Source organism: Kitasatospora sp. NPDC004723, assembly GCF_040609255.1.
GTDB lineage: Bacteria > Actinomycetota > Actinomycetes > Streptomycetales > Streptomycetaceae > Kitasatospora.
In genome coordinates, this window is sequence record NZ_JBEXJT010000003.1 from 38,910 (window position 1) to 63,066 (window position 24,157).

At 73.6% G+C, this 24,157-nt stretch carries 16 protein-coding genes; 6 read left to right on the top strand and 10 right to left on the bottom strand.

Annotated elements, in window-relative coordinates; genetic code table 11:
- Positions 1 to 99: 99 nt before the first annotated feature.
- The gene (locus ABZW10_RS04940) at positions 100 to 456 is read left to right on the top strand and encodes an STAS domain-containing protein (RefSeq protein WP_355360038.1); all 357 of its coding nucleotides are present in this window, start codon (positions 100 to 102) and stop codon (positions 454 to 456) included.
- Here the strand turns inward: ABZW10_RS04940 and ABZW10_RS04945 are convergent.
- The 3 genes from ABZW10_RS04945 to ABZW10_RS04955 form a co-directional block, all read right to left on the bottom strand.
- Entirely contained in the window at positions 361 to 1,341 is a 981-nt protein-coding gene (locus ABZW10_RS04945) for a sigma-70 family RNA polymerase sigma factor (protein WP_355360041.1), read from the bottom strand. The genes ABZW10_RS04940 and ABZW10_RS04945 overlap by 96 nt on opposite strands.
- A 128-nt stretch (positions 1,342 to 1,469) precedes the next feature.
- Positions 1,470 to 1,745: a hypothetical protein gene (locus ABZW10_RS04950; RefSeq protein WP_355360044.1), complete on the bottom strand. Its 276-nt coding sequence runs from the start codon at positions 1,743 to 1,745 to the stop codon at positions 1,470 to 1,472.
- 137 nt (positions 1,746 to 1,882) lie between these two features.
- Positions 1,883 to 2,149, bottom strand: a complete 267-nt coding sequence (locus tag ABZW10_RS04955) for a UBP-type zinc finger domain-containing protein (protein ID WP_355360047.1) — start codon at positions 2,147 to 2,149, stop codon at positions 1,883 to 1,885.
- Between the two features lie 77 nt (positions 2,150 to 2,226).
- On the opposite strand from ABZW10_RS04955, the gene ABZW10_RS04960 reads away from it, so the two are divergent.
- Positions 2,227 to 4,731: a lysylphosphatidylglycerol synthase transmembrane domain-containing protein gene (locus ABZW10_RS04960; RefSeq protein WP_355360050.1), complete on the top strand. Its 2,505-nt coding sequence runs from the start codon at positions 2,227 to 2,229 to the stop codon at positions 4,729 to 4,731.
- Positions 4,732 to 4,759: 28 nt separating this feature from the next.
- On the opposite strand, the gene ABZW10_RS04965 is transcribed toward ABZW10_RS04960, so the two are convergent.
- A complete protein-coding gene (locus ABZW10_RS04965) occupies positions 4,760 to 4,951 on the bottom strand; it encodes a hypothetical protein (RefSeq protein WP_355360053.1) in 192 nt (63 codons plus the stop codon).
- Positions 4,952 to 5,163: 212 nt separating this feature from the next.
- Here ABZW10_RS04965 and ABZW10_RS04970 point away from each other — a divergent pair, with 212 nt between their 5' ends.
- The 3 genes from ABZW10_RS04970 (at position 5,164) to ABZW10_RS04980 (ending at position 6,968) form a co-directional block, all read left to right on the top strand.
- Complete coding sequence (locus tag ABZW10_RS04970) at positions 5,164 to 5,634, top strand: carboxymuconolactone decarboxylase family protein (RefSeq protein ID WP_355360056.1); 471 nt, start codon at positions 5,164 to 5,166, stop codon at positions 5,632 to 5,634.
- A 123-nt stretch (positions 5,635 to 5,757) separates the two neighbouring features.
- Positions 5,758 to 6,402 (top strand): methyltransferase, encoded by a 645-nt coding sequence (locus ABZW10_RS04975; protein WP_355360058.1) that lies wholly within the window; start codon positions 5,758 to 5,760, stop codon positions 6,400 to 6,402.
- Positions 6,399 to 6,968 (top strand): TrmH family RNA methyltransferase, encoded by a 570-nt coding sequence (locus tag ABZW10_RS04980; RefSeq protein WP_355360061.1) that lies wholly within the window; start codon positions 6,399 to 6,401, stop codon positions 6,966 to 6,968. Before ABZW10_RS04975 ends, ABZW10_RS04980 begins: the two co-directional genes overlap by 4 nt.
- 90 nt (positions 6,969 to 7,058) lie before the next feature.
- On the opposite strand, the gene ABZW10_RS04985 is transcribed toward ABZW10_RS04980, so the two are convergent.
- From ABZW10_RS04985 to ABZW10_RS05005, 5 genes are all read right to left on the bottom strand, one after another.
- Positions 7,059 to 8,117: an NADP-dependent oxidoreductase gene (locus tag ABZW10_RS04985; protein WP_355360064.1), complete on the bottom strand. Its 1,059-nt coding sequence runs from the start codon at positions 8,115 to 8,117 to the stop codon at positions 7,059 to 7,061.
- Positions 8,114 to 9,892 carry an NAD(P)/FAD-dependent oxidoreductase gene (locus tag ABZW10_RS04990; RefSeq protein ID WP_355360067.1) on the bottom strand — a complete coding sequence of 593 codons (1,779 nt, stop codon included), beginning with the start codon at positions 9,890 to 9,892 and terminating at the stop codon, positions 8,114 to 8,116. Before ABZW10_RS04990 ends, ABZW10_RS04985 begins: the two co-directional genes overlap by 4 nt.
- Positions 9,893 to 9,990: 98 nt before the next feature.
- Positions 9,991 to 11,181: a cytochrome P450 gene (locus ABZW10_RS04995; RefSeq protein ID WP_355360070.1), complete on the bottom strand. Its 1,191-nt coding sequence runs from the start codon at positions 11,179 to 11,181 to the stop codon at positions 9,991 to 9,993.
- A gap of 58 nt (positions 11,182 to 11,239) precedes the next feature.
- On the bottom strand, positions 11,240 to 20,707 hold the full coding sequence (locus ABZW10_RS05000; RefSeq protein WP_355360073.1) for an amino acid adenylation domain-containing protein: 9,468 nt from the start codon (positions 20,705 to 20,707) through the stop codon (positions 11,240 to 11,242).
- Positions 20,708 to 20,991: 284 nt separating this feature from the next.
- Entirely contained in the window at positions 20,992 to 21,870 is an 879-nt protein-coding gene (locus ABZW10_RS05005) for a sterol desaturase family protein (RefSeq protein WP_355360076.1), read from the bottom strand.
- Positions 21,871 to 22,064: 194 nt separating this feature from the next.
- On the opposite strand from ABZW10_RS05005, the gene ABZW10_RS05010 reads away from it, so the two are divergent.
- The gene (locus tag ABZW10_RS05010) at positions 22,065 to 23,351 is read left to right on the top strand and encodes a hypothetical protein (protein ID WP_355360079.1); all 1,287 of its coding nucleotides are present in this window, start codon (positions 22,065 to 22,067) and stop codon (positions 23,349 to 23,351) included.
- Between the two features lie 313 nt (positions 23,352 to 23,664).
- Here the strand turns inward: ABZW10_RS05010 and ABZW10_RS05015 are convergent, their stop codons facing one another.
- Positions 23,665 to 24,150, bottom strand: a complete 486-nt coding sequence (locus ABZW10_RS05015) for a nuclear transport factor 2 family protein (protein WP_355360082.1) — start codon at positions 24,148 to 24,150, stop codon at positions 23,665 to 23,667.
- Positions 24,151 to 24,157 lie beyond the last annotated feature (7 nt).

Below are 24,157 nucleotides of genomic sequence, written 5' to 3' on the forward strand. Positions count from 1 at the left end.
CCGGAGGCGCATCGGAAACTCATCGCTCTTCGGCGAACTTTTTTCGGGAATCTTCTCCGGCGGCCGATGAGGCCGGCCCGGCGCACCGGTCTGATCTCCGTGGAGACCGAACCGAAGACCGAAGCGACGACCGAAACGACAACCGAAACGAAGGCATCCGCCGACCGGTCGCTGAGCTGCGACCTGGGCGCCCTGACCGCCCCCGACCTGTCCGTCGTCGACGCCCTGGCCCGGCTGCGGCTCGCCGCCGCCCGGCACGGCGTGCGACTCGTCCTGCGCAACGCCGGCGGCCCGCTGCGCGAACTGCTCGCGTTCAGCGGGCTGGCCGGCGTCCTCCTGGTCGAGGAGGACGGCACGACGCTACTCCCCGGCCGCCAGCCGCGGCGGCAGGCCGAAGAGCGGGAACAGCACGTCGGTGTCGAGGAAGTTGGTGAGCCCGGTGATCCGGCCCGCTGACACCTCCAGCACGATCAGCGCCCACGGCTCGTGCCCGCCGTCCGGGCTCGGCCGGTACTGGCCGAACGCCGGGCCGCCGTTGGCCTGCGCGGCGACCAGCCGCGAGCCCCGGCAGCCGTGGCCCGGCCCGAGCATCCACTCCCTGAGGTCCGCGTGCCCGGTCAGCCAGAGCGCGAACGGCGGCATGTTCAGCGTGACGTCCTCGTGCAGCAGCGCCGCCAGGCCGTCCATGTCGTACGCCTCGAAGGCCGCGACGTACCGGGCCAGCAGGGCCCGGTGCTCCTCGTCCAGCGCCGGGGCCGGCCGGGCGGAAGCCGGATCGGCGGCCAGCGCCGCCCGGGCCCGCTGGAGCGCACTGTTCACCGAGGCGACGGTGACGCCGAGCAGCTCGGCGACCTCGTTGGCCCGCCAGCCGAGCACCTCGCGCAGGATCAGCACCGCCCGCTGCCGGGGTGCCAGCCGCTGGAGCGCGGCGACGAAGGCCAGCCGCACCGACTCGCGCTGCGCGGCCACCTCCGCCGGATCACCGCTCTCGGGCAGTACCCGGCCGTCCGGCGCCGGGCCGATCCAGGTGACCTCGGGCAGCTGGGCGTCACTCGCGGTGGCCACCGTGGAGGGGCCCGCCAGGTCCATCGGCCGGGCCCGGGCGTTGCGGCCGTTCAGCGCGTCCAGACAGACGTTGGTGGCGATCCGGTAGAGCCAGGAGCGCAGCGCCGCGCGGCCCTCGAAGCCCCGGTACCCGCGCCAGGCGCGGACCATGGTGTCCTGCACCGCGTCCTCGGCCTCGAAGACCGAGCCGAGCATGCGGTAGCAGTACCCGGTCAGCTCCGTCCGGTACCGCTCCAGCTGGAGCTCGACCGGCTCCTCCGTCATCAGCTCGGCCATCGCCCGCGCCCCCGCTCACCTGCTGTCCTCGATCGCCAGGAAAGGTACCGCAGACCACTGACAACGCCACCGCACGTCCCCGGTCGGCGTCCTGAACACGGATCAGGACACCGACCGGGGCGGGGCGCTCAGTGCGCGCTGTGCTTCTCGGCACCGCGGTGCCGGTGCCCCCGGAGTTCGGCGTGCTGCGCCGGCACGGAATGCGGAACGGCGGTCACCGCGTCCCGGCCGCCGTGCCGGAACGATTCGGCGCCCGCCGCCCCGGCCTCGGCTGCGGCCTGCGGGACGCCGGTGCGCAGCCGGGGCGGGAGCGTGTCCGGCACCGCCGCCATGCCCCGGCGCTCCAGCAGGTCCTGGGCGCCGCGGCGGAGCCTGGGAGAGCTTCCCGCTGTTCGTTCGGTCATCGTCGGCCTCCCTTCGGTGGCCGCCGGCCGGACGGAACCCGACCGGAGGCCGCACGGGCGTTATGTCCCGATTGGTCAGGGATTACACCTCAACCCATGGCGGCCGGAACGTCAACCCGGTCATCCCGTCGGCCCGGTCACCCCATGAGCTCGTGGACGAAGCACCACCGCCAGTCCTCCCCCGGCTCGTAGGACCGGATCACCGGGTGGGAGCTGTTGTGGAAGTGCGCGGTGGCGTGCCGCTGCGGCGAGAAGTCGCAGCAGCCGATGTGGCCGCAGTCCAGGCAGAGCCGCAGGTGCACCCAGTCCCGGCGTCCCTGGGCCAGGCAGTCGGCGCAGCCGTCCACGGGCGGCAGCGGCGCGATGTCCCTGGGTGCGGCGGCGAGGTCTTCGCAGTCGCTCATGGAACGCACAGTAGTGACGCCGGGCCCGCCCCGCTCCCCGGGACACGTACCGGGAGGGCTCATGGGACCATGCACCAGTGGCGGAAGTGACGGGGAACGCGACGATCAGCACGGCCGGCGGCACCGGGGACCCCCCGCCCCCGGGCATATCCGGCACCGGCCGGATCCGGCAGCCCGCGGCACTGATCCGGCTGCTCGCCGGCCTCGCCGTGACCGCCCTCACCCTGCTCGGCGCCGACTACGCCCGGGCCACCACCAACGGCCTCGCCGAGGACGTCGCCGCTCTCGCCGCACTGGTGCCGCACCCGCTGGGCGGCGTCGCCACCGGATTCAGCACCGCCGCGCTGCTGCTCCTGCCCGGCCTCTCGGCCGTCTGCCGGTTGTTCGGCACCGCGACGGACCGGCGACGCGTCCTCCAGCAGCTCGCCGACGGCCTGCTGGCCGCCGTCCTCGCCTACGGTGCCTCGCTCGCCGTCGACCTGTGGATCGACGGGCGCGCGCCGTTCTCCCTGGTCTCCGCGCTCACCCGGCCGCTGCCTGGCGACCCGCTCGCCCGCACCGAGCCGGTGTACGGCTACCTCGCCCCCGTCCTCGCCTTCCTCATCGCCTCCGCGGCCCGCGAACGACGGGTGCCGTGGGCCGTCCTCAGCCTCTCCGCGCTGGCCGGACTCGCCGGCGGGACCGCCACCCCGACCGCCCTGCTGCTGGGCCTGCTGATCGGCTGGACGGCCGCCCACGGCACCCGCTGGGCCGTCGGCACCCCGGACCCGCGGCCCCGGCCCGGCCAGCTCCTGCAGAGCCTGCGCGAGGCCGGACTGCGCCCGGCCGCCGCCACCCCGGCCGGCCCGGACCGCTACCTGGTCCGCCAGCAGGACGGCCGCCCCGAGCTGGACGTCCAGCTGCTCGACCGGCAGGCGGTCACCGCCGCCCTGATCCAGCGGGCCTGGCGGCGGCTGCGGCTGCGCACCGCCCCGCACCCGCGCGCCCTGCGCTCGCTGCGCACCGGGCTGGAGCACGAGGCCCTGGTCTCCTACGCGGCGGTGGCCGCCGGGGTCCGCACCCACCGGATCGCCGCCACCGCCGAGCTCGGCCCGGACACCGCCCTGGTCGCCTACGAGCGGCTGCCCGGCCGCACCCTGGACGAGCTGGCCGACGAGGAGCTCACCGACGCGCTGCTCGCCGACGCCTGGGGCCAGCTGGCCCTGCTCCAGCGGCGGGCGATCGCGCACCGCGCGCTGGTGCCCTCCGCGCTGCTGGTGGACGCGGCCGGCACGGTGCACCTGGTGAACCTCGCGGACGGCGACATCGCGGCGAGCGAGCTGGTGCTGCGCTGCGACGTCGCCCAGCTGCTCACCACCCTCGCGCTGCGCACCGGGGCCGAGCGCTCGGTGCGCGCCGCGCTGGCGGTGCTCGGCCCGGACGCGGTCGCCGCCGCCCTGCCGCTGCTCCAGCCGATCGCGCTGACCCGCGGCACCCGGCTCGCCCTCAAACGGGCCGGACGGACCGCACCGGCCGCCCCGGACGGGCCGCCCGCACCACCCGCACCGTCCGGACCGCCCGCACCGCCCGAGCCCGACCTGCTGGAGCAGATCCGCACCGAGATCCTCCACAGCCGCCCGCAGGCCCCGGTCCGGCCGGTCCGGCTGGAGCGGCTGCGCCCCCGCACCGTGTTCGCCGTCGGCGGCGGCGTGGTGGCCGGCTGGCTGCTGATCCCGCAGTTCTTCGCCACCGAGCGGAACCCGCTCGTCGCCGTCGCCGACGCCGACCCGTTCTGGATCGTCCTCGCCCTGCTCGCCGCGGCCATCAGCCACGTCATGGGGGCGATGGGCTTCATCGGCTTCGTCCCCGAGCGGCTGAACTTCCGCAACGCCGTGCTGGCGCAGGTGGCCGGCTCCTTCGTGAAGCTGGTCTCCCCCGGCGGGGTCGGCGGGGTCGCCCTGAACACCCGCTTCCTCCAGCGGGCCGGCATCCCGACCGCCCAGGCGCTCTCCAGCGTCGGTGTCGGACAACTGCTCGGATTGGTGCTGCACCTGCTGCAGGTCGGCGCCTTCGTCTACCTGACCGGCCTGGAGGCCGGCGGCTCCGAGCTGGAGGTCCTGCCGTTCGTGGTCGGCGGCATCGCGGTGGCGGGCGCCCTGCTGGCCGCGGTGTCCGCCGTGCCGCCGGCCCGGCGCTGGCTGGTCGCCCGGTTGCGTCCGCTGACCGCCGAGGTACTGCCCCGGCTGGTGGAGCTGGCGCGCAACCCGGGGCGGCTGGCGGTCGGCTTCGCCGGGCAGCTGCTGGTGTCGATCACGCTGATCGCCTGCCTGTACTGCTGTGCCCGGGCGGTCGGCTCGGAGCCGGGCTTCGCCGCGGTCGGCGTGGTGTTCCTGGTCGGCAACGCGGCGGGCAACGCCGTGCCGAGCCCGGGCGGGGTCGGCTTCGTGGACACCGCGCTGGCGACCGGTCTGAAAGCGGCCACCGCGATGGATGACGGCGGGATCGCGGCCACCGTCACGCTCTTCCGGCTGCTCACCTTCCTGCTGCCGGTGCTCCCGGGCTGGGCGGCGTTCAGCTGGCTCCAGCGCCGCGGGGCGCTCTGACCCCGGCCGGACCCTTCGCGGTGCGGGCCTACTCCCGGTACTCGTCCTCGTCGAGCTGGACGACCCGGTTCTGCTCGGCGACGTCCGCGACGTCGGTGGCCGGGTCCGCGCCCAGCGACCGCCGCTCGGCCAGCTCGTCGTACTCGTCCTCGGCCGTCTGCTCGTCCGGCTCCGCGGCCTCGTCGGCCTCGTCCAGGTAGTCCTCGTGGTTCTGCGGCATGGCGTCCGTCCTCGTTCCTCGAAGGTTCCTCGGAGGCTTCCTCTGACCCGATGGCCACGGCCCGGTGGGGTACTGGCAGTATCCGTCGGCCGCCGCCGGGGCGCGAAGCGCCGACGGCGTGTCGGCGTGTTGCCGCCTCCCCGGATTGACCCGTCAAAACCGATCGGAAGTGCACCACAGCAGGGGTGCACTTGCTTCCTAGGGTCATAGCCATGACGACGAACGCGAACGCTCCGCAGCACCCCGCCCGCCTCGACTACGCCTGTACCGTCCCCAAGGTCTTCCGCGCGGTGATCGCGCTGGACGCCGCCGCCCGCGAGGGCCTCGACCCGGCGCTCGTCGAGCTGGTGCAGATCCGCGCCTCCCAGCTCAACGGCTGCGCCTACTGCCTGGACATGCACGTCAAGGACGCCCGCAAGGCCGGCGAGAGCGACGAGCGGATCTACCTGCTGCCGGTCTGGCGGGAGGCACCCGAGGGCGTCTACAGCGAGCGCGACCTCGCCGCCCTCGCGCTGGCGGAGCAGATCACCCACATCGGCGGCGGCGTCGACGACGAGGTGTACGGGCGGGCCGCCGAGCTGTTCCCGGAGCAGGAGCTGGCGCAGCTGATCTCGCTCTGCTTCACCATCAACACCTGGAACCGGATCAACGTCGCCACCCGCAAGACCCCCGGCACCCGCTGACCCCCGCGCCGCCCGCCGGGCAGAACGGGCCTCCCGGCCACCGGGGTACGATCGGAGCCGTACCAGCAGGGCTTACCCACACCTCCCGGTGGCCCCGAGGCCCTTACGAACGACGGGGAAATCATGTCCGGCTCGCACTACTTCACCGGTGCACCCGAGGTCGCCAGTGAGCGCCGCCCGATCACGGTCACCCTGCCGGACCTCACCCTGGAGCTCACCACCGACGCGGGCGTCTTCTCCCGCACCCGGCTGGACCCGGGCACCCGGATCCTGCTGGAGCACGCGCCGGTGCCCCGGGCGCGCGGCCCGATCCTGGACGTCGGCTGCGGCTACGGCCCGATCGCGCTGACCTGGGCGACCCGCCGCAAGCGGCTCCCGGTCTGGGCGGTGGACGTCAACGGCCGCGCCCTGGAACTGGTCCGGCACAACGCCGAGTCGCTGGGACTGGGCAACGTCCAGGCCGCGCTGCCTGAGGAGGTCCCCGCCGAACTGCGGTTCGCGGCGATCTACTCCAACCCGCCGATCCGGATCGGCAAGGCGGCGCTGCGCCGGCTGCTGGAGCAGTGGCTCGGCCGGCTGACCCCGGACGGCTCCGCCTTCCTGGTGGTGCAGAAGCACCTCGGCTCGGACTCGCTGCAGAAGTGGCTGAACGAGCAGGGCTGGCCGACCACCCGGCTGACCTCGGTCAACGGGTTCCGGATTCTGGAAGCGCGGCCCCGCCCGACGGCGGGCGAGGGCCCCGAGAGTGGACGAGGGACGACGTCGTGAAGCAGCTCCGCGGGACCGAATTGAAGCGGCTGCACCGCTCGTGGCGGCGTGGCAACGAGTTCCGGCTCGCGATGATCCTGGAGAACCTCCAGTCGCCCTTCAACGTCGGCTCGGTCGTCCGGACCGGTGCCGCGATGGGCGCGGAGAAGCTCTACCTGACCGGTGACACCCCGTCGGTGCGCTCGTCCGGCGCGCAGAAGGCCGCGATGGGCACCGACAAGTACCTGAAGGTGGAGCACTTCCCCACCGTCGCCGAGGCGATCGAGGCCGCCAAGGCCGACGGCTTCAAGGTGGTCGGCCTGGAGCTCGCGGACGACGCGGTGCCGATGTTCGCCGCCGAGCTGACCCCGGCGGTCGCCTTTGTGCTCGGCCACGAGGATCGCGGGGTGACGGCGGACGCGCTCGCCCTCTGCGACCAGGTGGTCTACGTGCCGCAGCTGGGCCGGGTCGGCTCGCTGAACGTCTCCGCCGCCGCCACGGTGGCCTGCTACGAGGCGCGCCGCCAGGGGTACGCGATCACCGGCACCCCGGACGGCTCCGACGCCGGCGGCCCCGACGAGGACTGAGCCCGGCAACCGCCGAGCCCGACGACCGGGCCCGGCAACGGCTGAACCTCGTCCCGGGCGGGGACCGATCCGTCCCCGCCCGGGACCGGGTCACACCTCGACCAGCACCTTGCCCCGGTTGACGTCGCGGTCCAGGTAGAGGCTCCGGTAGGCCTGCGGGATCGCGTCGAACCCCTTGTGCACGGTCTGGTGGTAGCGGATCTCCCCGCTGCCGACCAGCCCGCCCAGCTCCCGGTGCATCTGCGCCAGCAGCGGCTCGGTGAACCACTCCTGGGCGAAGATCCCGCGGATCGTGGTGCGCGGGAACATGATGTACGGCAGCAGCCGCGGCCCGGTCAGCTCGCCGTTCACCGTGGTCGCCCACTGCCAGCAGACCGCCACCCGGCTGTCCACGTTCAGCATGGTGAACACCGCGTCGGTGACGGCCCCGCCCAGGTTGTCGAAGTACCGGTCGACGCCGTCCGGCGCGGCGATCAGCAGCGCCTGCCGGACCTTCTCCGCGTCGTCGCCCTGCGCGTAGCGCACCACCTCGTCGAAGCCCAGCTCGCGCAGGTACTCGGCCTTGCCCGGCGAGCCGGTGGTGCCGACCACCCGGCCGGCGCCGGCCCACTTCGCCAACTGGCCCACCAGGGTGCCGACCGAGCCGGACGCCCCGCTGATCACCACGGTGTCGCCGGGACGGACCTCCAGGAAGCGGGTGAGCGTGCCCCAGGCGGTCATCCCGGGCGCGCCCATGATGCCCAGCGCGGTGGACAGCGGCAGCCGCTCGTCGTACCAGGACGGGTCCAGCCGGCGGTAGGCCGGGAAGACCATCGGGAAGGTGCCGGTCGTCCACAGCTCCTCGGCGCCGTTGTGGACGACGTGGGTGCGCCAGCCGCCGAAGCCCTGCACCAGGTCGCCGACCGCGAACGCCGCCTCCGGTCCGGCCTCGATCACCTCCATGATCGAGTCGGCGCCCATGTGGTGGCCGACCGGCGTCTCCAGCGCCAGGCCGTTCTGGTACGGGTCCACCGAGACGTACCTGGTCCGGAACAGCATCTCGTCCGGCCGCAGGTCGACCGTGACGTCCTCGACGACCTTCTCGTAGATCCGGTTGACGTCGGGCACGCCGTCCAGGTGCTCCCGGACCACCCACTTCTCGATCCTCATGCCAGGGCTCCCGTCTGCACGTTCTCGTTGTCCTCGCTGCCTTCGCCCCGCGCCGCCTCGCCGGCACCCACCGGCGCCGTCCGTCTGGCCGGCTCGGCGGGCCGGCCCACCGGGATGACCAGGTGCGTCGGCAGCGGGGCGCTCCGGTCGATCTCGGCGGTGAAGTCCAGCCCGTCGTCCCGGCAGACGAACTGCATGACGTGCCGCCCGGCGGCGGCCGCCCGGATCAGCCCGCCGATGGTCGCCCAGACCCCGGAGAGGTAGAAGTTCGACAGCCCGGGCAGCACCGGGCCGCTCCGCTTGATCTCCTCCTCAACCGTCTCGGCGCCCTCCACGAAGGGGTTCCAGCCGGGGAAGGTGCCGTCGTAGACGCCGGTGTAGCGGACCTGGGTGAGCGGGGTGGACACGTCGGCGACGGCCACCGCGTCCTTGAAGCCGGGGAAGCGCTCGTCCAGGAAGGAGACGATGCCGTTGCGGACCCGCCGCTTGGCCGCCACGTACTCCCGGCCGTGCTTGACCGGCAGGGTGTGCAGTTCCTCGCCGCGCCGGACCCGCGAGGACCGCTCCGGGCCCTCCGACAGCGCCCGCCAGGGGGCGATGTCGGAGAAGTACGTCGCGAACACCACGGTGGAGTCGGACGGCGCCAGCTCCGGGTAGTGCCGGGTGCGGAACTGGACGTTCATCGAGGGGCAGCGGATCCCGGTCAGCGCGGCCGCCTCCCGCTCGCCCAGCAGGTAGGTGGTGCACGGGTCACCCGCCGGGAAGGGCTTGCGCAGCCCCAGGAAGAGCGCCACGTAGCCCGGCGACAGCTGGCCCGGCTCGTCGATCAGCGAGGTGTAGAGCCGGCGGTAGGTGTCGTTGAGGTACCGGCCCTTGAGCAGCTTCATCACCGTGGTGTGGCCGTCGGCGGCGGACACCACGATGTCGGCCCGGAACTCCCGGCCGTCGCTGAGCCGCACGCCCACCGCGCGGTCCTCCTCGACCAGGATCTCCTCGACCTTGGCGTTGTAGGTGATCTCCCCGCCGAGCCCGCGGTAGCGGTCCTCGATCGACCGGGCCAGCGCGAGCGAACCGCCCTCCGGCACCCCGGCCGCGTGGTTGGCGTGCGAGGCGAGCTGGAAGTAGAACGGCAGCACCGGGAAGGCCGGGTGCTTCTCGTAGAGGATGAAGTTGAACGCCTCGCGCAGCAGCGGGTCGCGGAACCGCTGCGAGAAGTCCGTCATCAGCACCGCGATCGACTTGCGGATGGTGTTGAAGTACGGCGTGAAGGAGGCCAGCATCCGCCAGCGCTCCAGTCGGCCCATCAGACCGACCGGCTTGAGGAACGGGTAGGCCGCGAGCGCCCTGCGGAAGGTCCGGATCCCCGCGCAGAACTCCCGGATCGGCGCCGCGTCGACCGGCGAGAGGCCCAGCAGGTGCGCCTCCAGCCGGTCCGGGTCGGAGTAGAAGTAGACCGCCCGGCCGTCCCGGCCCCGGACGATGTTGAAGACGTCGAAGTGCCGCATCTCCTTGCCCTGGAGCGCGCCCAGTTCGAGCCAGATCTGGTACATCTCGTTGCCCGGGCCGTTGCCGAGCAGCCAGCTGATGCACCAGTCGAAGGTGAAGTCGCTGCGGTCCCAGCCGGTGCAGGACCCGCCGGGGATCTCGTGCATCTCGAAGATCCTGGTGCGGTAGCCGTTCATCCGGGCGTAGCACCCGGTGGACAGGCCGCCGAGACCGCCGCCGACGATGATCATCGACTCCCGCCGGCGTGCGGTGTCTGTCTGCCGTGCCATTACTGGCCTTCCTCGTCGTCCTTGCCTTGTCCGGCCGAGCCTTGTCCGGCCGTGCTTTGCCGTGCCCTGCCTTGCCGTGGCGTCAGTGGGGGGCGCGTTCACCAGGCGACCGGGAGCGCCTGCAGACCGTTCACCATCGCGTCCTCCTTCCAGCGCAGCTCGCGCTCGGGCACGGCCAGCCGCAGCCCCGGCAACCGGGTCAGCACCTGCTCGATCGCCACCTGGAGCTCCAGCCGGGCGAGGTGCGCGCCGATGCAGTAGTGCACGCCGTGGCCGAAGCCGATGTGCGGGTTGGCCGGCCGGTCCAGCACCAGCCGCTCGGGCTCCTCGAACACCTCCGGGTCCCGGTTGGCGGCGGCGGTCGCGATCATCACCGCCTCGCCGGACCGGATCACCACCCCGCCCAGCTCGACGTCCTCGGTGGCGTACCGGGGCAGACTGAAGCCGGTGAGCAGCGGCACGTAGCGCATCAGCTCCTCGACGGCCTTCGGGATCAGCCCGGGGTGCTCCCGCAGCCTCGCCGACTCCTCCGGGTTCACCAGCAGCTGGTGGAAGAAGTTGCCGATCTGGTTGGTGGTGGAGACGAAGCCGGCGATCAGCAGGTCGCAGGCGATGGAGAGCAGCTCCTCCTCGCTGATCAGCCGCTGCTCGCGGCAGGCCCGGACCAGCGTGGTGAGCAGGTCGTCGCCGGGCTCGCGGCCGCGCAGCTCCAGCACCCCGGCCATGTAGTCGATGAACGCCTGCCCGTCGACGGCCAGCACCTCGCCCGGGGTGACGGCGGAGAGCACCGTCTCCGCCCACCGCCAGAGCATCCGGTGGTCCTCGGCCGGGATGCCGAGCACCTCGCAGATGATGGTGGTCGGCATCGGGATCGCGAAGTCCTCGACCAGCTCGGCGGGCTGGCCCTTGGCGAGGATGCCGTCGAGCAGCTCGTCGGCCAGCTCCCGGGCCCGCACGCGCAGCCCCTCGACCCGACGGGCGCTGAACTCCTTGGCCACCAGCGAGCGCAGCCGGGTGTGCTCGGGCGGTTCGGTGGAGAACAGGCCGGCGCCGGTGCGGGCCACCGGGCGCATCCGCGGCTGGTCCTCGCCCATCGCGGCGGCCAGGCTGAACCGCGGGTCGCCGAGCACCGCCCGGACGTCCTCGTACCGGGTGGCCAGCCAGGCGCCGTCGCCGTACGGCATCCGGATCCTGACCAGCGGCTGATCGCGCAACTCGGCGTAGCGGGGGTCGAGTTCGAGGCCGTTCGGCTCGAAGGGGTAGCTCAGCGGCGGGTGCTGGCGGAGCATGGGCGGATCCGTCTCTCGTGCGGGGGCGGGAAGACTCGGGGCTCGGCCCCGGACCGTCTCAGGACGCATGGGGGGCGGCTCCGGTGAGGATCGACCGGGCGAGCCCGGCGTTGTGGGCGATGAAGTCGCGGTCGAGCATCTCGGCGTGGGTGCCGAAGCCCTTGAAGACCGCCGTCCGGGTGGCCGAGCTGCCGTGCCAGGCGCCGTGCTGCCCGGCCTCGTACAGCGCCACCTTCTCGTCGTCGGAGATCACGCTGAGCGCGGCGGTGACCACCCCGAGGTTGGGCGTGCGGCTGCAGAACCGCAGGTAGTCCCGGGCCTGTTCGCGGGTCTCCTGGGCGACCGCGGCGGAGCCGGTGTGCCGCTGGAGGTGCTCGGCCAGCTCCCGCTCGAAGGCCTGGAGGTGCTCGTCACCGAGGTCGAAGGACTCCGGGATCCGGTGCGAGTCCATGATCACCACATTGGGCACCGCCCGGCCGCGCCGCTCCAGCTCCTTGGCCACCTCGAAGGCGAGGTTGCCGCCGAGCGAGTAGCCGAGCAGGGCGCACGGGCCCTCCGGCTGGAGCACCTCGACGAGGTCCGCGTAGCGGTCGACCTTGTCGTCCCCCGACACGTAGTTGAAGGCGACCGTCCGGTACTCCGGCAGGTGCGCCGCGAACTGCCGGTACACCAGCCCGTGGCCGCCGGCCGGCGGGAAGCAGAACAGCGTCTGCTGCTGGTCCTGGTTGAACCAGAGGTACGGCTGGGCGCCCTCGATCCGGCCGGTGATGATGTGCTCGACGGTCTTGGCCATCCCGTGCAGGGTGGTGACCTTGAAGAGCTGGCTGACCGGGATGCTGATGTTGAACTCGGCCTGCAGGCCGTGGATCAGCTCGATCAGCTTGATCGAGGAGCCGCCCGACTCGAAGAAGTCGTGCTGGAGGCCGGGCTCCTCGACCCCCAGCAGCGCCCGCCAGTGCTCGGCCATCCGGACCTCGTAGAGGGTGACCGGCGGCTCGGCGGCCTCCGCGGCGTCGGTGCGGGGCTCGGGCAGCGCGGCCGTGTCCACCTTGCCGTTGGCGGTGAGCGGCAGCGCGGGCAGCTCGACGAAGTGCGTCGGGATCATGAAGGTCGGCAGGTAGCCGGCCAGGTGGCGGCGCAGCTCCCGGTGGTCGAAGGTCCGTCCGGGGGCGGGCACGCAGTAGGCGCAGAGCACGTGCTCGCCGTCGCGGTCCGGCCGGACGGTGACCACCGCCCGCTCCAGCTCGGGCCAGTCGGCGAGCTGGGTCTCGATCTCGCCCAGCTCGATCCGGTGGCCGCGGACCTTGATCTGCGAGTCGGCCCGGCCGAGCAGGTGCACCCCGCCCTCGGCGTCCCAGCGGGCGAGGTCCCCGGTGCGGTAGAGCCGCAGGGGCTCGCCGCCGTCGGCGCCGCCGAGCGGCAGGGTGGCGAACCGGCCGGCGGTCTGCTCCTCGTCGCCGAGGTAGCCGAGCGCGACGCCGGAGCCGCCGATCCACAGCTCCCCGGTGACGCCGGGCGGCACCGGGCGGCCCTGCGCGTCGAGCAGGTAGAAGGCGCTGTTGGGGAACGGCCGCCCGATCGGGACCATCCGGCTGGGCTCCAGGCCGTCCGCCGGGCCCTCGAAGTAGGCGCTGTCGATGGTGGCCTCGGTCAGGCCGTAGGAGTTGACCAGCCGCGTCCGGGGCCCGCACAGGGCGCCCAGCCGCTGGTACTCCTCGACCTTCCAGACGTCCGAGCCGACCACCAGCAGCCGCATGAACGCCAGGTCCTGCCCGGTGCGTTCGCAGTGGTCCAGGACGGTGCGGACCACCGCCGGGACGAACTCGGCGGCGTCCACCCGCTCGGTGCGCATCACCTCGTACAGCCGGGCGGTGTTGAACAGCAGCTCCCGGCCGATCAGCACCAGGGCGCCGCCGGAGCAGAGCGCGCGGACCACGTCCCCGGTGAAGACGTCGAAGGCCGGGCCGGCCATCTGGAGGTGGACCCGGGCGTCGGTGTCCAGCCGGTACTCGGCCTCCCAGGCCCGGTAGGCCGAGGCGAGGTTGCCGTGGGAGACCCGCACCGCCTTGGGCCGGCCGGTGGAGCCGGAGGTGTAGATGACGTACGCCGGGTCGTCGTGGCTCACCATCGCGTCGGTGAACCCGTCGTCGTCCGCGTCGAGTTCGGCGGTGGTGACCAGTCGGGCGGGCAGCGCGCCGAGCCGCTCGGCGTCGTCGCCGACCAGCAGCGCGGCGCCCGCGTGCTCCACCATGTACGCCAGCCGGTCCACCGGGTGGCCCGGGTCCAGCGGCAGGTAGGCGGCGCCGGTGCGGAGCACCGCCAGCAGGGTGGTGATCAGCTCCGGCGACTTGGGCAGGCAGATCGCCACCACGCCGCCCGGCCCGGCGCCCAGCGCGCGCAGCCGGGCGGCGGCCCGCCGGGAGCGCTCGGCCAGCTCGCCGTAGGACAGCCGGGCGGTCGGGCCGGACTCGGCCGGCGCGGCCACCGCGGGCGCCGCCGGGTCCGCCGCCGCCGCGCGCAGCACCAGCTGGTGCACCGGCTCACCGAACGGGACCCGCCGGTCGGCACCGCTCCACCGGCGGAGCACCACCGCGCGCTCCTCGGTGCCGAGAAGTTCGAGACCGGTGGCGGCGCGCTGCGGACCGGCCGCGGTCAGCGCGTCCAGCAGATTGACGTAGTGGCCGGCCATCCGGGCCATCGTCGCGGGCAGGAAGAGGTCGGTGTTGTACTTGAAGACGCAGTGGAAGCGGCGCTCGGCCTCGTCCTCGTAGGCGGACAGGGTGATGTCGAACTGCCCCTCCTCCTCCGGGAGTTCGATGTACTCCAGGTGGTAGCCGTACTTCTCGGTGGCCACCTTGTGGTGGAGCAGGATGAACATCGCCTGGAAGACCGCCGAGCGGCTCGGGTCGTGCTGCAGCCCGAGCTTCTCCACCAGCAGCACGAACGGGTACTCCTGGTGGTCGAGCCCGCCCAGCACGGTGGTCCGCACCCGGTCCAGCAGCTCGGCGACGGTCGGGGCGCCGGCCAGCGAGACGTGCAGCGGCAGCGGGTTGACGAAGTAGCCGTAGACGCCGGCGAACTCCTCGTCGGTGCGGCCGGTCACCGGGCTTCCGACGATGATGTCGTCCTGGCCGGCGTAGGCGTGCAGCAGCAGGTAGTAGGCGCTGAGCAGCACCATGAAGACGGTCACGCCGTGCTCCCGGGCCAGCGCGTGCACGCGGGCGCTGAGCTCCTCGTCCAGGACGAAGAACTCGGAGGCGCCGTTGTGAGTCTGCACCGCCGGGCGCGGCCGGTCGGTGGGCAGGTTGAGGATCGGCACCTCGGCGGGCAGGTGCGAGCGCCAGTACTCCAGCATCTTCGGCGCCTCGCGGCCGGCCAGGAAGGCGTTCTGCCGGTTGAGGAAGTCCAGGTAGCGGGCGGCCACCGGGGGCAGTTCGGGCACCCGGCCGCGGCGCAGCCCCTCGTAGACGGCGAGCAGTTCCTCGATGAAGGTGAAGGTGGAGATCGCGTCCGAGATGATGTGGTGGACGGCCTTCATGATCACCCAGCGGGCCGGTCCGCGCCGGAACAGCCGGAACCGCACCAGCGGGTCCCGCTCCAGGTCGTACGGCTTGCGGTACTCGCGGACGATCATCGCGTGGATGTCGTCCCAGGCCAGGCCCTCGACGTCGAAGACCCCGAAGTCCGGCTCCACCGCGGCGGAGATCCGCTGCACGGCCCGGCCGGCGTCCAGCACGAAGTTGGCCCGCAGGCTCGGGTGGCGCTCGACCATGGCCCGGAAGGCCAGCGCCATCAGCTCGGGCTCCAGCTCCACCCGGACCTCGACGGCGCCGCCGATGTTGTAGGCGAAGCCGTCCGGGTTGAGCTGCTTGAGGAACCAGAGCGCCTTCTGGTTCTGGGTCAGCGGGTAGGCCGACTCGTCCTCGTGGCGCTCGGCCACGACCGCGCCCGCGCCGTCCGGATCCTCGTCCAGCAGCTCGGCCAGCGACTCGTGCAGCCGGGCGACCAGCTCGGCCACCGGGGTGTTGCCGAGCAGCGCCACCACCGGGAGGGTGGCGCCGAGTTCGCTGCCCAGGCGGGCCCGCAGCTCCATCGCGAGCAGCGAGTCCAGGCCGAGGCCGCCGAGGCCCGCGGCGGGGTCGATCTGCTCGACCGGCACCCGCAGCACGGTCGCGGCCAGCGCGGTGAACCGCTCGGTGAGCAGCACCCGCCGCTCCTCCTCGCCGGCCGCCCGCAGGGCGTCCAGCAGGCCGGTCTGCCCGGCCGCCGGCGCGGTCTCCCGGGCCGCGGCGGCGAGTTCGGCGACCAGCGGCGGCGGGGCCGGGTACCAGGAGAGGAACACCGGCCAGTCGACGACGGTGGCGACCAGCAGCTGGGCGCGGTCCTGGCCGAGCACCCGCTCCAGCACGGCCATCCCGGTCTCCGGGGCGAGCGAGCTCATGCCCCGGCTGTACCGGTAGTGGTCGATGAGGCCGAGCTCCTCGATCATGCCGGTGGCCCACGGACCCCAGTCGAGGCTGAGCGCGGGCAGGCCGAGGGCGCGGCGGTGGTGTGCCAGGGCGTCCAGGAAGGCGTTGCCGGCGGCGTAGTTGGTCTGTCCGGCGGTGGTCAGCAGCGAGGCGATCGAGGCGAACAGGACGAAGTGGTCCAGCGGCTCGCCAGCCAGCTGCCGGTGCAGGGCGAAGGCGCCGAGCACCTTGGGGCCGTAGACGGTCTCGAAGGTCTCCCGGTCCAGCTCGCCGACCAGGGTGTCCCTGACCTGCCCGGCGAGGTGGAAGACGCCCCGGATCGGCGGGCGGTCCAGCCGTCGGTACTCGGCCAGCCAGGCGGCCAGCGCCGCCTCGTCGGTGACGTCCAGCGGTGCCGGGACCGGCTCGGCCCCGAGCGCCTCCAGCTCGCGCAGGAACGCCGCGCGCTCCCCGGCCGGGCTCGCCGGATCGAGCGCGCGCCACTGCTCGCGCGGCGGCAGCGGGCTGCGGCCGACCAGGATCAGCCGCCGTGCCCCGCGCTTCACCAGGGTGCGGCAGAGCAGCCGCCCGAGCGCCCCGAAGGCCCCGGTCACCAGGTACGCGGCGTCCGGCCGCAGCCGCGGCGCGAGCGGCCGGCTCAGCCCCTCGGCCGTCCGCAGCCGGCTGGTCAGCCGGCGCCCGCCGCGCAGCGCGATCTCGTCCTCGTCCGCGAGCGCGAACTCCCGCAGCAGCGCCTCGGCCTCGACGGCGGCCTCGGTCTCGACAGTGGCCCCGGTCTCCGCGGACGGGCCGAGGTCGACCAGCTTGCCCTGGTGGGACGGGAGTTCCTGGTGGCGCAGCACCCGGGTGATGCCCCAGGCCGGGGCGGCGAGCGGTTCCACGAGCTCGCCGGGGCCGGTGCACTGGGCGGAGCGGGTGACCACGTGCAACCGGCTGTCGGGGAGTTCGGCGGCCAGCAGCGCGGCGAGGGTGATCAGGCTGTAGGCGCCCTCGGCGGTGTGGCCGGCGACGACGGCGTGGTCGGCCCCCGCCAGCCCGGGCCGGTCGAGGTTCCACAGGTGGACCACGGCGGCCGGGTCGGGGGCTCCGACGGCCCGGCGGTCGGCCAGCAGCCGGGCGAGGTCCTCGGCGGAACCTGGGTCGACGGTGGCCGGACGGTCGCCCTCGGCGGGCCGGTAGCCGCCACCGGGGCGGACCCGCAGACAGCTGCCGCCGCGGGCGGCGATCCGCTCGGCCAGCGCGTCGGCGACCCCGCCGCGGTCGGCGAACAGCAGCCAGTGGTCGGGGTGTTCGGCGAGCAGGTCGGTGGTGTCCTCGGCGGCCGGCAGCTCCGACCAGGACGGTTCGGCGAGCCAGCCGTCGATGGTGCCCAGGCCGACGGCGGTGGCCGCCCGCTCGACGTCGGCGGCCCGGAAGCCGGTGATCCCGCCGAGCGGCGCACCGTTCTCGTCGTGCACCGCGAGGTCGCCGACGAGCTCGCCGCCGACGTCCCGGGTGACGGTGGCGTGCACCCACAGCGGGCGTTCGCCGACCGCGTCCAGCCGGACCTCCGCGATCGCCACCGGCAGCCGGATGCCGGTGGACTCGGTTCGGCCGTCCAGCAGCTGGGGTGTCAGCAGGGTCTGGAAGAACGCGTCCATCACCACCGGGTGCACCTGGTGCCGCTCGCCCTGCCCGGCGACCGGCGCCGTCGGGCGGATCCGGGCCAGCGCCTCGCCGGGCCCGATCCAGACCTCCTCGATGCCCTGGAAGGCGGGGCCGTAGTGGTAGCCCAGTGCGGCGAGTTCGGTGTAGCAGTCGGGCCCGGCGAGCCGGCGCAGGGCCCGCCCGCGCACCGCCTCGACGTCCAGCGGCCGGGCGGACCGGCGGCGCTGGGCGGGGCGGACGGTGCCGACCGTGTGCACGGTGCGCTCGGCGCCCTCGCCGGTGGCGACGGTGAACGAGCCGTGCTCGGCGCTGAGGGTGAGCCGGACGGCACGGCTCTCCTCGTCCGGCAGGAACAGCGCCTTGCGCAGTTCGATGTCGGCCAGCGCGGCGTCCGTGCCGCCGGTGAGCGCGCGGACCGCCTGGACGGCCATCTCCAGGTAGCCGGCGGCCGGGAACAGCACGTCGCCCTGGATCCGGTGGTCCTCCAGGTAGGGCAGGGCCTCGGCGTCCAGCCGGGCCTCCCAGGCCGGTTCGGCACCGGGCAGCCGACGGCCGAGCAGCGGGTGGTCGACCTGCCCGCGCCGGACCTGCTCGACCGGCTTCGGCTCCACCCAGTGGCGGTCGCGCCGGAACGGGTAGCGCGGCAGCGGGACGATCCGGCCGGCGGGCTGGAGCGCCGACCAGTCGAGCGCCACCCCGAGGTTGTGCAGCGCGGCCAGCGAGGCGGTGAAGACGGCCCGCTCGTCCTCCTGGCGGCGGATCGAGGGCAGGGTCCGCACCTCGGGCCGGTCCGCCGTGCCCGGGTGGGCCTCGACGGTCTCCTGGATCGAGCGGCCGAGCACCGGGTGCGGGCCGATCTCCAGGAACAGGCTGTAGCCGTCGTCGGCCAGCCGCTCCACGGCCTGCCGGAAGCGGACGCTGTCGCGGACGTTGTGCCACCAGTACCCGGCGTCGAGCTCGGTGCCGTGCGCGGTGCCCTCACGGCCGGTGAGGTAGAGCGGGACCTGCGCCGGGCGGGCCTTGAGGTCGGCCAGCGACTCCAGTAGCTCGTCCTTGATCAGCTCCATCCGGGCGCTGTGGTACGGGACTTCGACGGTCAGCGGCCGGGCGAAGGCCTGCTCGGCGGTGAGCGCCGCGGCGAGCTCGGCCAGCGCCGCCTCGTCGCCGGCGAGGGTGAGCGAGCCGGGGCTGTTGACGGCCGCGACCGAGACGGCGTCCCCGTACGGGCGGAGCCGGCGCAGCGCCTCGGCCTCGGTGAGCGCGACGGCGAGCATGCCGCCGGTGCCGGCGAGCTTCTGCTGGAGGCGGCTGCGGTGGACCACCACCTTGACCGCGTCGGCCAGGTCGTAGACGCCGGCCTCGTGGAAGGCGGCGACCTCGCCGGTGGAGTGGCCGACGATCGCGTCCGGCCGCACGCCCCGGCTGCGCCAGAGCGCGGCGAGGCCGATCTGGACGGCGAAGTTGGCCGGCTGGGCGAGCCAGGTCTCGGCCATCCGGGAGACCGGCTCGTCGGCGGCGAGTTCGTCGATCAGCGACCAGCCGGTGAGGTCGGCGAGGTGCGCGGCGCACTGTTCGACGGCTTCCCGGTAGACGGGTTCGGCGGCGAACAGCTGGCGGCCCATCGCCCACCACTGCGGGCCCATCCCGGTGAAGACCCAGGCCAGCCGGCGGTGCCGGGCCTCGCGGCGGTGGTCGGCCAGCACCCGGGGGTGTGGCTCGCCGCGCAGGTGGGCGGTGAGCGCCTCGTCCAGGGAGGTCCGGGCGGTGTGCTCGCGGGCGTCGTAGACGATCGAGAGCCGGGCGTCGTGGTGCTGGCGGCGGTGGGCGAGGGTGTGGCCGAGGTCGGCCGGGCGGGCCGGGCTGCCGCCGCGGACGCCGGCCAGTTCGGCCCGGACGCCGGCGGCCAGTTCGGGCAGCGCGGTGGCCTCCCGGGCGGTGAGCGGCAGCACCGTCCAGGCGGGGACGTCGGCGGGCTGCGCGGCGCCGATGTCGCTGCCGATGTCGCTGCCGGCGTGGGGGCCGGCGTCGGCGGAGGGCACGGGCTCCGGCGCGGCCTCCAGCAGGACGTGCGCATTGGTGCCGCCGAAGCCGAAGGAGTTGACCCCGGCCCTGGCCGGTCCCTCGTGGGCCGGCCACGGGGTCGGCTCGGTGGGGATCCGGTAGGGCAGGGTGTCCGGGTCGATCGCCGGGTTGAGCCGTTCCAGGTTGATGTGCGGCGGGATGGTCCGGTGCTTCAGGGCGAGCGCGGACTTGATCAGCCCGGCCAGTCCGGAGGCGGACTCGGTGTGCCCGATGTTGGTCTTGACCGAGCCGACGTAGCAGGCGTCACCGGGGCGCCGGCCGACGGCGAGCGCCCGGGCCAGCGCGTTCGCCTCGATCGGGTCGCCGACCGGGGTGGAGGTGCCGTGCGCCTCGACGTACTGGAGGCCGCCGGGGGTGATCCCGGCCTCGGCGCAGACCCGCTCGATCAGGGCGACCTGGGCGTCCGGGTTGGGCACCGTGATGCCGTTGGTCCGGCCGTCCTGGTTGACGCCGCTGCCGATGACCACGGCGTGCACCGGGTCGCCGTCGCGCAGGGCGTCGGAGAGCCGCTTGAGCGCCACCACGGCGACGCCCTCGGCCCGGACGTAGCCGTCGGCGGCGGCGTCGAAGGTGCGCGAGCGGCCCTGCGGGGAGAGGAAGCCGCCCTTGGTCTCGGCGATGGTGTACTGCGGGGCGATGTGCAGCAGGGTGCCACCCGCCAGCGCCAGGTCGGTCTCGCCGCGCTGCAGGCTCTGTGCGGCGAGGTGGACGGCGACCAGCGAGGAGGAGCAGGCGGTGTCGATGGAGACGCTGGGACCCCGGAAGTCGAAGCAGTGCGAGATCCGGTTCGACACCATCGTCATCATGGTGCCGGTGGCGGTGTGCGCGGCGAGCGTGTCGAAGGAGAGGTCGGAGAACTGGACGATCTTGTAGTCCAGCGTGAACGCGCCGACGTAGACGCCGACCTCGCGGCCGGCCAGCTCGGCCGGCTTCTGCCCGCCGTCCTCCAGCGCCTCCCAGGCCACCTCCAGCAGCTTCCGCTGCTGCGGGTCCATGTGGTCGGCCTCGCGGCCGCTGATGCCGAAGAACGCCGGGTCGAACTCGTCGAAGCCGTCGATGTAGCCGCCCCGGCCGCCGACCAGCCGGCCGGGCTTGGCCTTGTCGCGGCTGCCGAGGGTGGCCACGTCGTAGCGGCTGCGCGGGGTGGGGGTGATGCAGTCCTTGCCGTCGACCAGGTTCTGCCAGAACGCCCGGTGGTCGCAGGCCCCGCCGGGCAGGCGGAGGCCGATCCCGATGATCGCGATCTTCTCCCGCCCGGCGGCGGACGGGCCGGCGGGTGCGGGGCGTTCGGAGAGTTCCGGGGAGGTGACGAAGCGGGAATCCGTCATGCGAGTCGAGTCCTTGGGTCGCTGCGTTCGCGCGTGCGGGCGGGGTGCGGGAGCGCCGCGCGCGCCGGGGGACACGGGCCGTGCGCCGGTTCCGGGCAGGCCGGACGTCGGGTCGGCCGAAGGGGACGAGCCAGTGGTGAGGAGGGTCGGTCGATGCCAGAGCGTCAGGTGCGGGAGCGTCGGGTACGGACCGCTTCGAGTGCGGGCGGGTCGGACGCGGGAGGGGCAGGGATGAACGGGTCGGACGCGCGAGGCGAGGTGCGGGATGGTCAGGTGCGGGAGGGTCAGGTCGAGCCGGTCGGGGAGCCCTCGGCCCGGGCTGGTCGGCGCCAGGCCTGGAGGTGGCTGGCCACCACCCGGCCCGTGGCGGGGAAACCGCCCGGATCGGCCAGCCCCACCGCGGCCGGACGGCGCCCCGGCCGCCAGGTGAAGCTGCCGAAGGCGTGGTCCCACACCGAGAGGTCGGAGCCGTAGTGGCCGGCCTCCGACAGGTCGGTGCTGTGGTGCAGCCGGTGCTGCTCGGGCCCGGCCAGCACATGGTTGAGCGGGCCGAGCCGGACGTCGATGTTGGCGTGCACGAAGTAGCCCTGGGCCACGACGAACAGGCCCACCACGAACACCGCCGGCTCCGAGAACCCGGCCAGGGCCAGCGAGAACTGGACACAGCCCTGGGTGAGCAGGACGTCCAGCAGGTGGTTGACCCCGTTGTTGCCGACGTTCACCTTGTCGGGCACGTGGTGCACCCCGTGCAGCCGCCAGAGCCTCGGATTGGTGTGGCACCAGCGGTGGACCAGGTAGTTGGCCAGCGAGCCGAGCAGCAGCGCGCCCGGGATCTCCGCCCAGAGCGGCAGCACCCCGTGGGCCGGCGCCGCCCAGCCGACGAGGGCGGAAACGGGCACCTGGGACAGGGCCCCGCCGATCATCGTCAGCACGAAGTACACGCCGTACCACCCCCACTCACGCGCGTTCGGAACCCAGTCCGGTTCGTACGGAATCAGCCGTTCGAGCAGCGCCATGTACCCGATCGTCCCGAGCAGGAAGAGCTGATTCGCCCGGCCGAGATCCCAGCGCAGCCGCAGGGTGGCGGCCGATATCACGACCAGTCCGACCAGCAGGAACGGGTAGGCGCCATGACGCACAGCGGTTCGAAGCTGCTCCCCCATGACATCCCCCTTCGCGGCCGACAGTCGAACGATCACCGAAAGTGTTCGTTCAGATACTAATGGCGCCTGGAACCCATGGCGAGGCATTTTCGAGGGGAATCATGGAATTCTCGATTTGTCCGATGATCTACAGACAAACAATATGTCAGGATGCCTAGAAATTGAGCCACCTACGGAATACGGCAGGTTATTTGATGAAGGAATCATCATTCCGGAGCTCTGCCGACGGCTACTGGGACCCGCTGCCCACGGCCCGGCGGCTGCTCGCCGAGCAGCCGTTCCTGGACCAGTTCGAAGGCCTCTGGCGGGAACGCAACTGGCGGAACGTCCCCGGGCCGTTCTACGGCGCCCGTACGGACACCTTGGAGATGGGCCGGCAGGACGCGCCCTTCCACATCGCCTACGACGACGACGGCCGGGAGTTCGTCTACCGCCAGCCGACCGACCCGGCACAGGTCCGCGACCTCCTGTACGGCTGCGTCATCGGCCACGGCGGCCACGCGATGGACGGCGACGACCACTGGACCGTCCCGGGCGTCCGCGAGTGGTGGCACGACCGCAGCCGGGTCCGGCAGTGGGCCGCCATCACCTCCGACGGGCTCGCGCGGCTCGGCGGCCGGTACCGGGAGCACCACCGGGACGCCGCGCAGGGTCTGCGCGACTACATCGCCTATCGCGACGGCGGCCTGGACGACTACCTGCGCGCCTACCTCTTCTGGCTCGCCGAGCGCCGCCCGCCCCGCCCGGGCGAGGCCCGGCCCGACCTGCTACTGCCCCACCGCCGTGCTCCCGCACCGCCCGCCACTCCGGCGGTTCCGGCTGTTCCGGCCGGCGGCGATCCGCTGCTCGCGGGCTACTTCGTGACGGCCCCCGAACCGCTGACCGGCCTGGACGTCCCGCACGAGCGGCTGACCACGGCCTGCGACTGCCTGCTCGACCGGCTGCCGGTGGACGGCTGCTGGTTCGACACCCCGCAGGAGGCCCTGGACGCCTGCGCGACGATCCAGCTGCCCGCCGGAGCCCGGCTGTTCGCGCTGCTGGTGCCCCCCGAGCACGCCGACGGCCTCGTCCGCGCCATCCGCGCGTCCGCGGTGTACGAGCCGGTGCTGCTCGCCCACCTGGACCGCCCGGCCGGCGCCGGCCCCGCCCCCGAAGTGGCCTCCGGCGGACGCCGGATCGGCTGGGAGGTACTCGGCCACGAGGACGGCATCCTCCACAGCTGGCTCTGCAACGACCTCTACCAGGACGCCGTGCGCGACCTCGGGGTGACCACCGACGAGCGCGGGCTCCTCCCGTCCCGCGAGCCCGCCGACCGCCTCGCCGCCTGGGCCAACGCCCGCGACGACACCAAGCCGGTCACCTGGTTCCCGGCCGCCCTCGTCGAGTGGGACACCCCGATCGAGAGCCGCTTCGTACCGATCGTCCCCGCGCCGCCCGTCCCCACGCCCATCCGCTGGTGGGAGCGCTTCCTCGAGCTGTGAACCCCGAGACCGGTGACCCCCCGGACCCGTGCACCCCGAGCCCTGTGCCCCGAGCCCTGTGCCCCGACCGGGTCGGCCTCACCCGCCGGGTCGGCCCAGGGTGTGCCGCAGCCGGTGCGGGACGGCGGTGGAGGAGCCCCGGAGGGCCGACCGGAACATTGGCGACGGCCCAGCCCGGCGGGCGGCGGGCCGGATCGGCGGTGCCCCGGTGGTCGGCGGCGGGCGACCGGCCGAAAACCTGCCGCGGGCGGCCCGGGGCGGGAGCCGGACCACCCCCGTCCACGCCCGCGCACCCGCGCCCCGCGCACGCCCGTCACCGGCCGACGCGCGCCTCACGGAACGGACCCGGGTCGCCGACCGGCTCGGCGACGGCCTCCTCGACGCCCTGCCCGCCGAGCTTCTCCAGGACCGTCTCCAGCAGTTCGGTGTCGCAGTAGATGTGCAGCTCGGTGATCCTGCCCCACTTGATCCGGACCACGTGCACCCCCTGGTTGGAGTAGTGGTTGCCCTCCCGGTCGGTGAGGTGGTCGACCCACTCGGCGAAGGCCACGGTGTCCCAGGGCCAGCCCTTGGCGACCACCTTCTTGAGCTCGAAGCGCAGGTCGGGCATGACCTCGGCCAGCCGGTCGTACCACCGCTGGATCTGCTCGGCGCTGTGCCGCCCGCCGGACAGCGCGTGCCGTCCGGAGAACCAGTGCTCCGCGTCGGGGGTGAACTGCCGCACGATGGCCCCGTAGTCGCCGCGGTCGACCGCGGCGAAGGAGTTGCGGAGGTTGCGCCGGACGATGGCGTGATACACGTTTCCA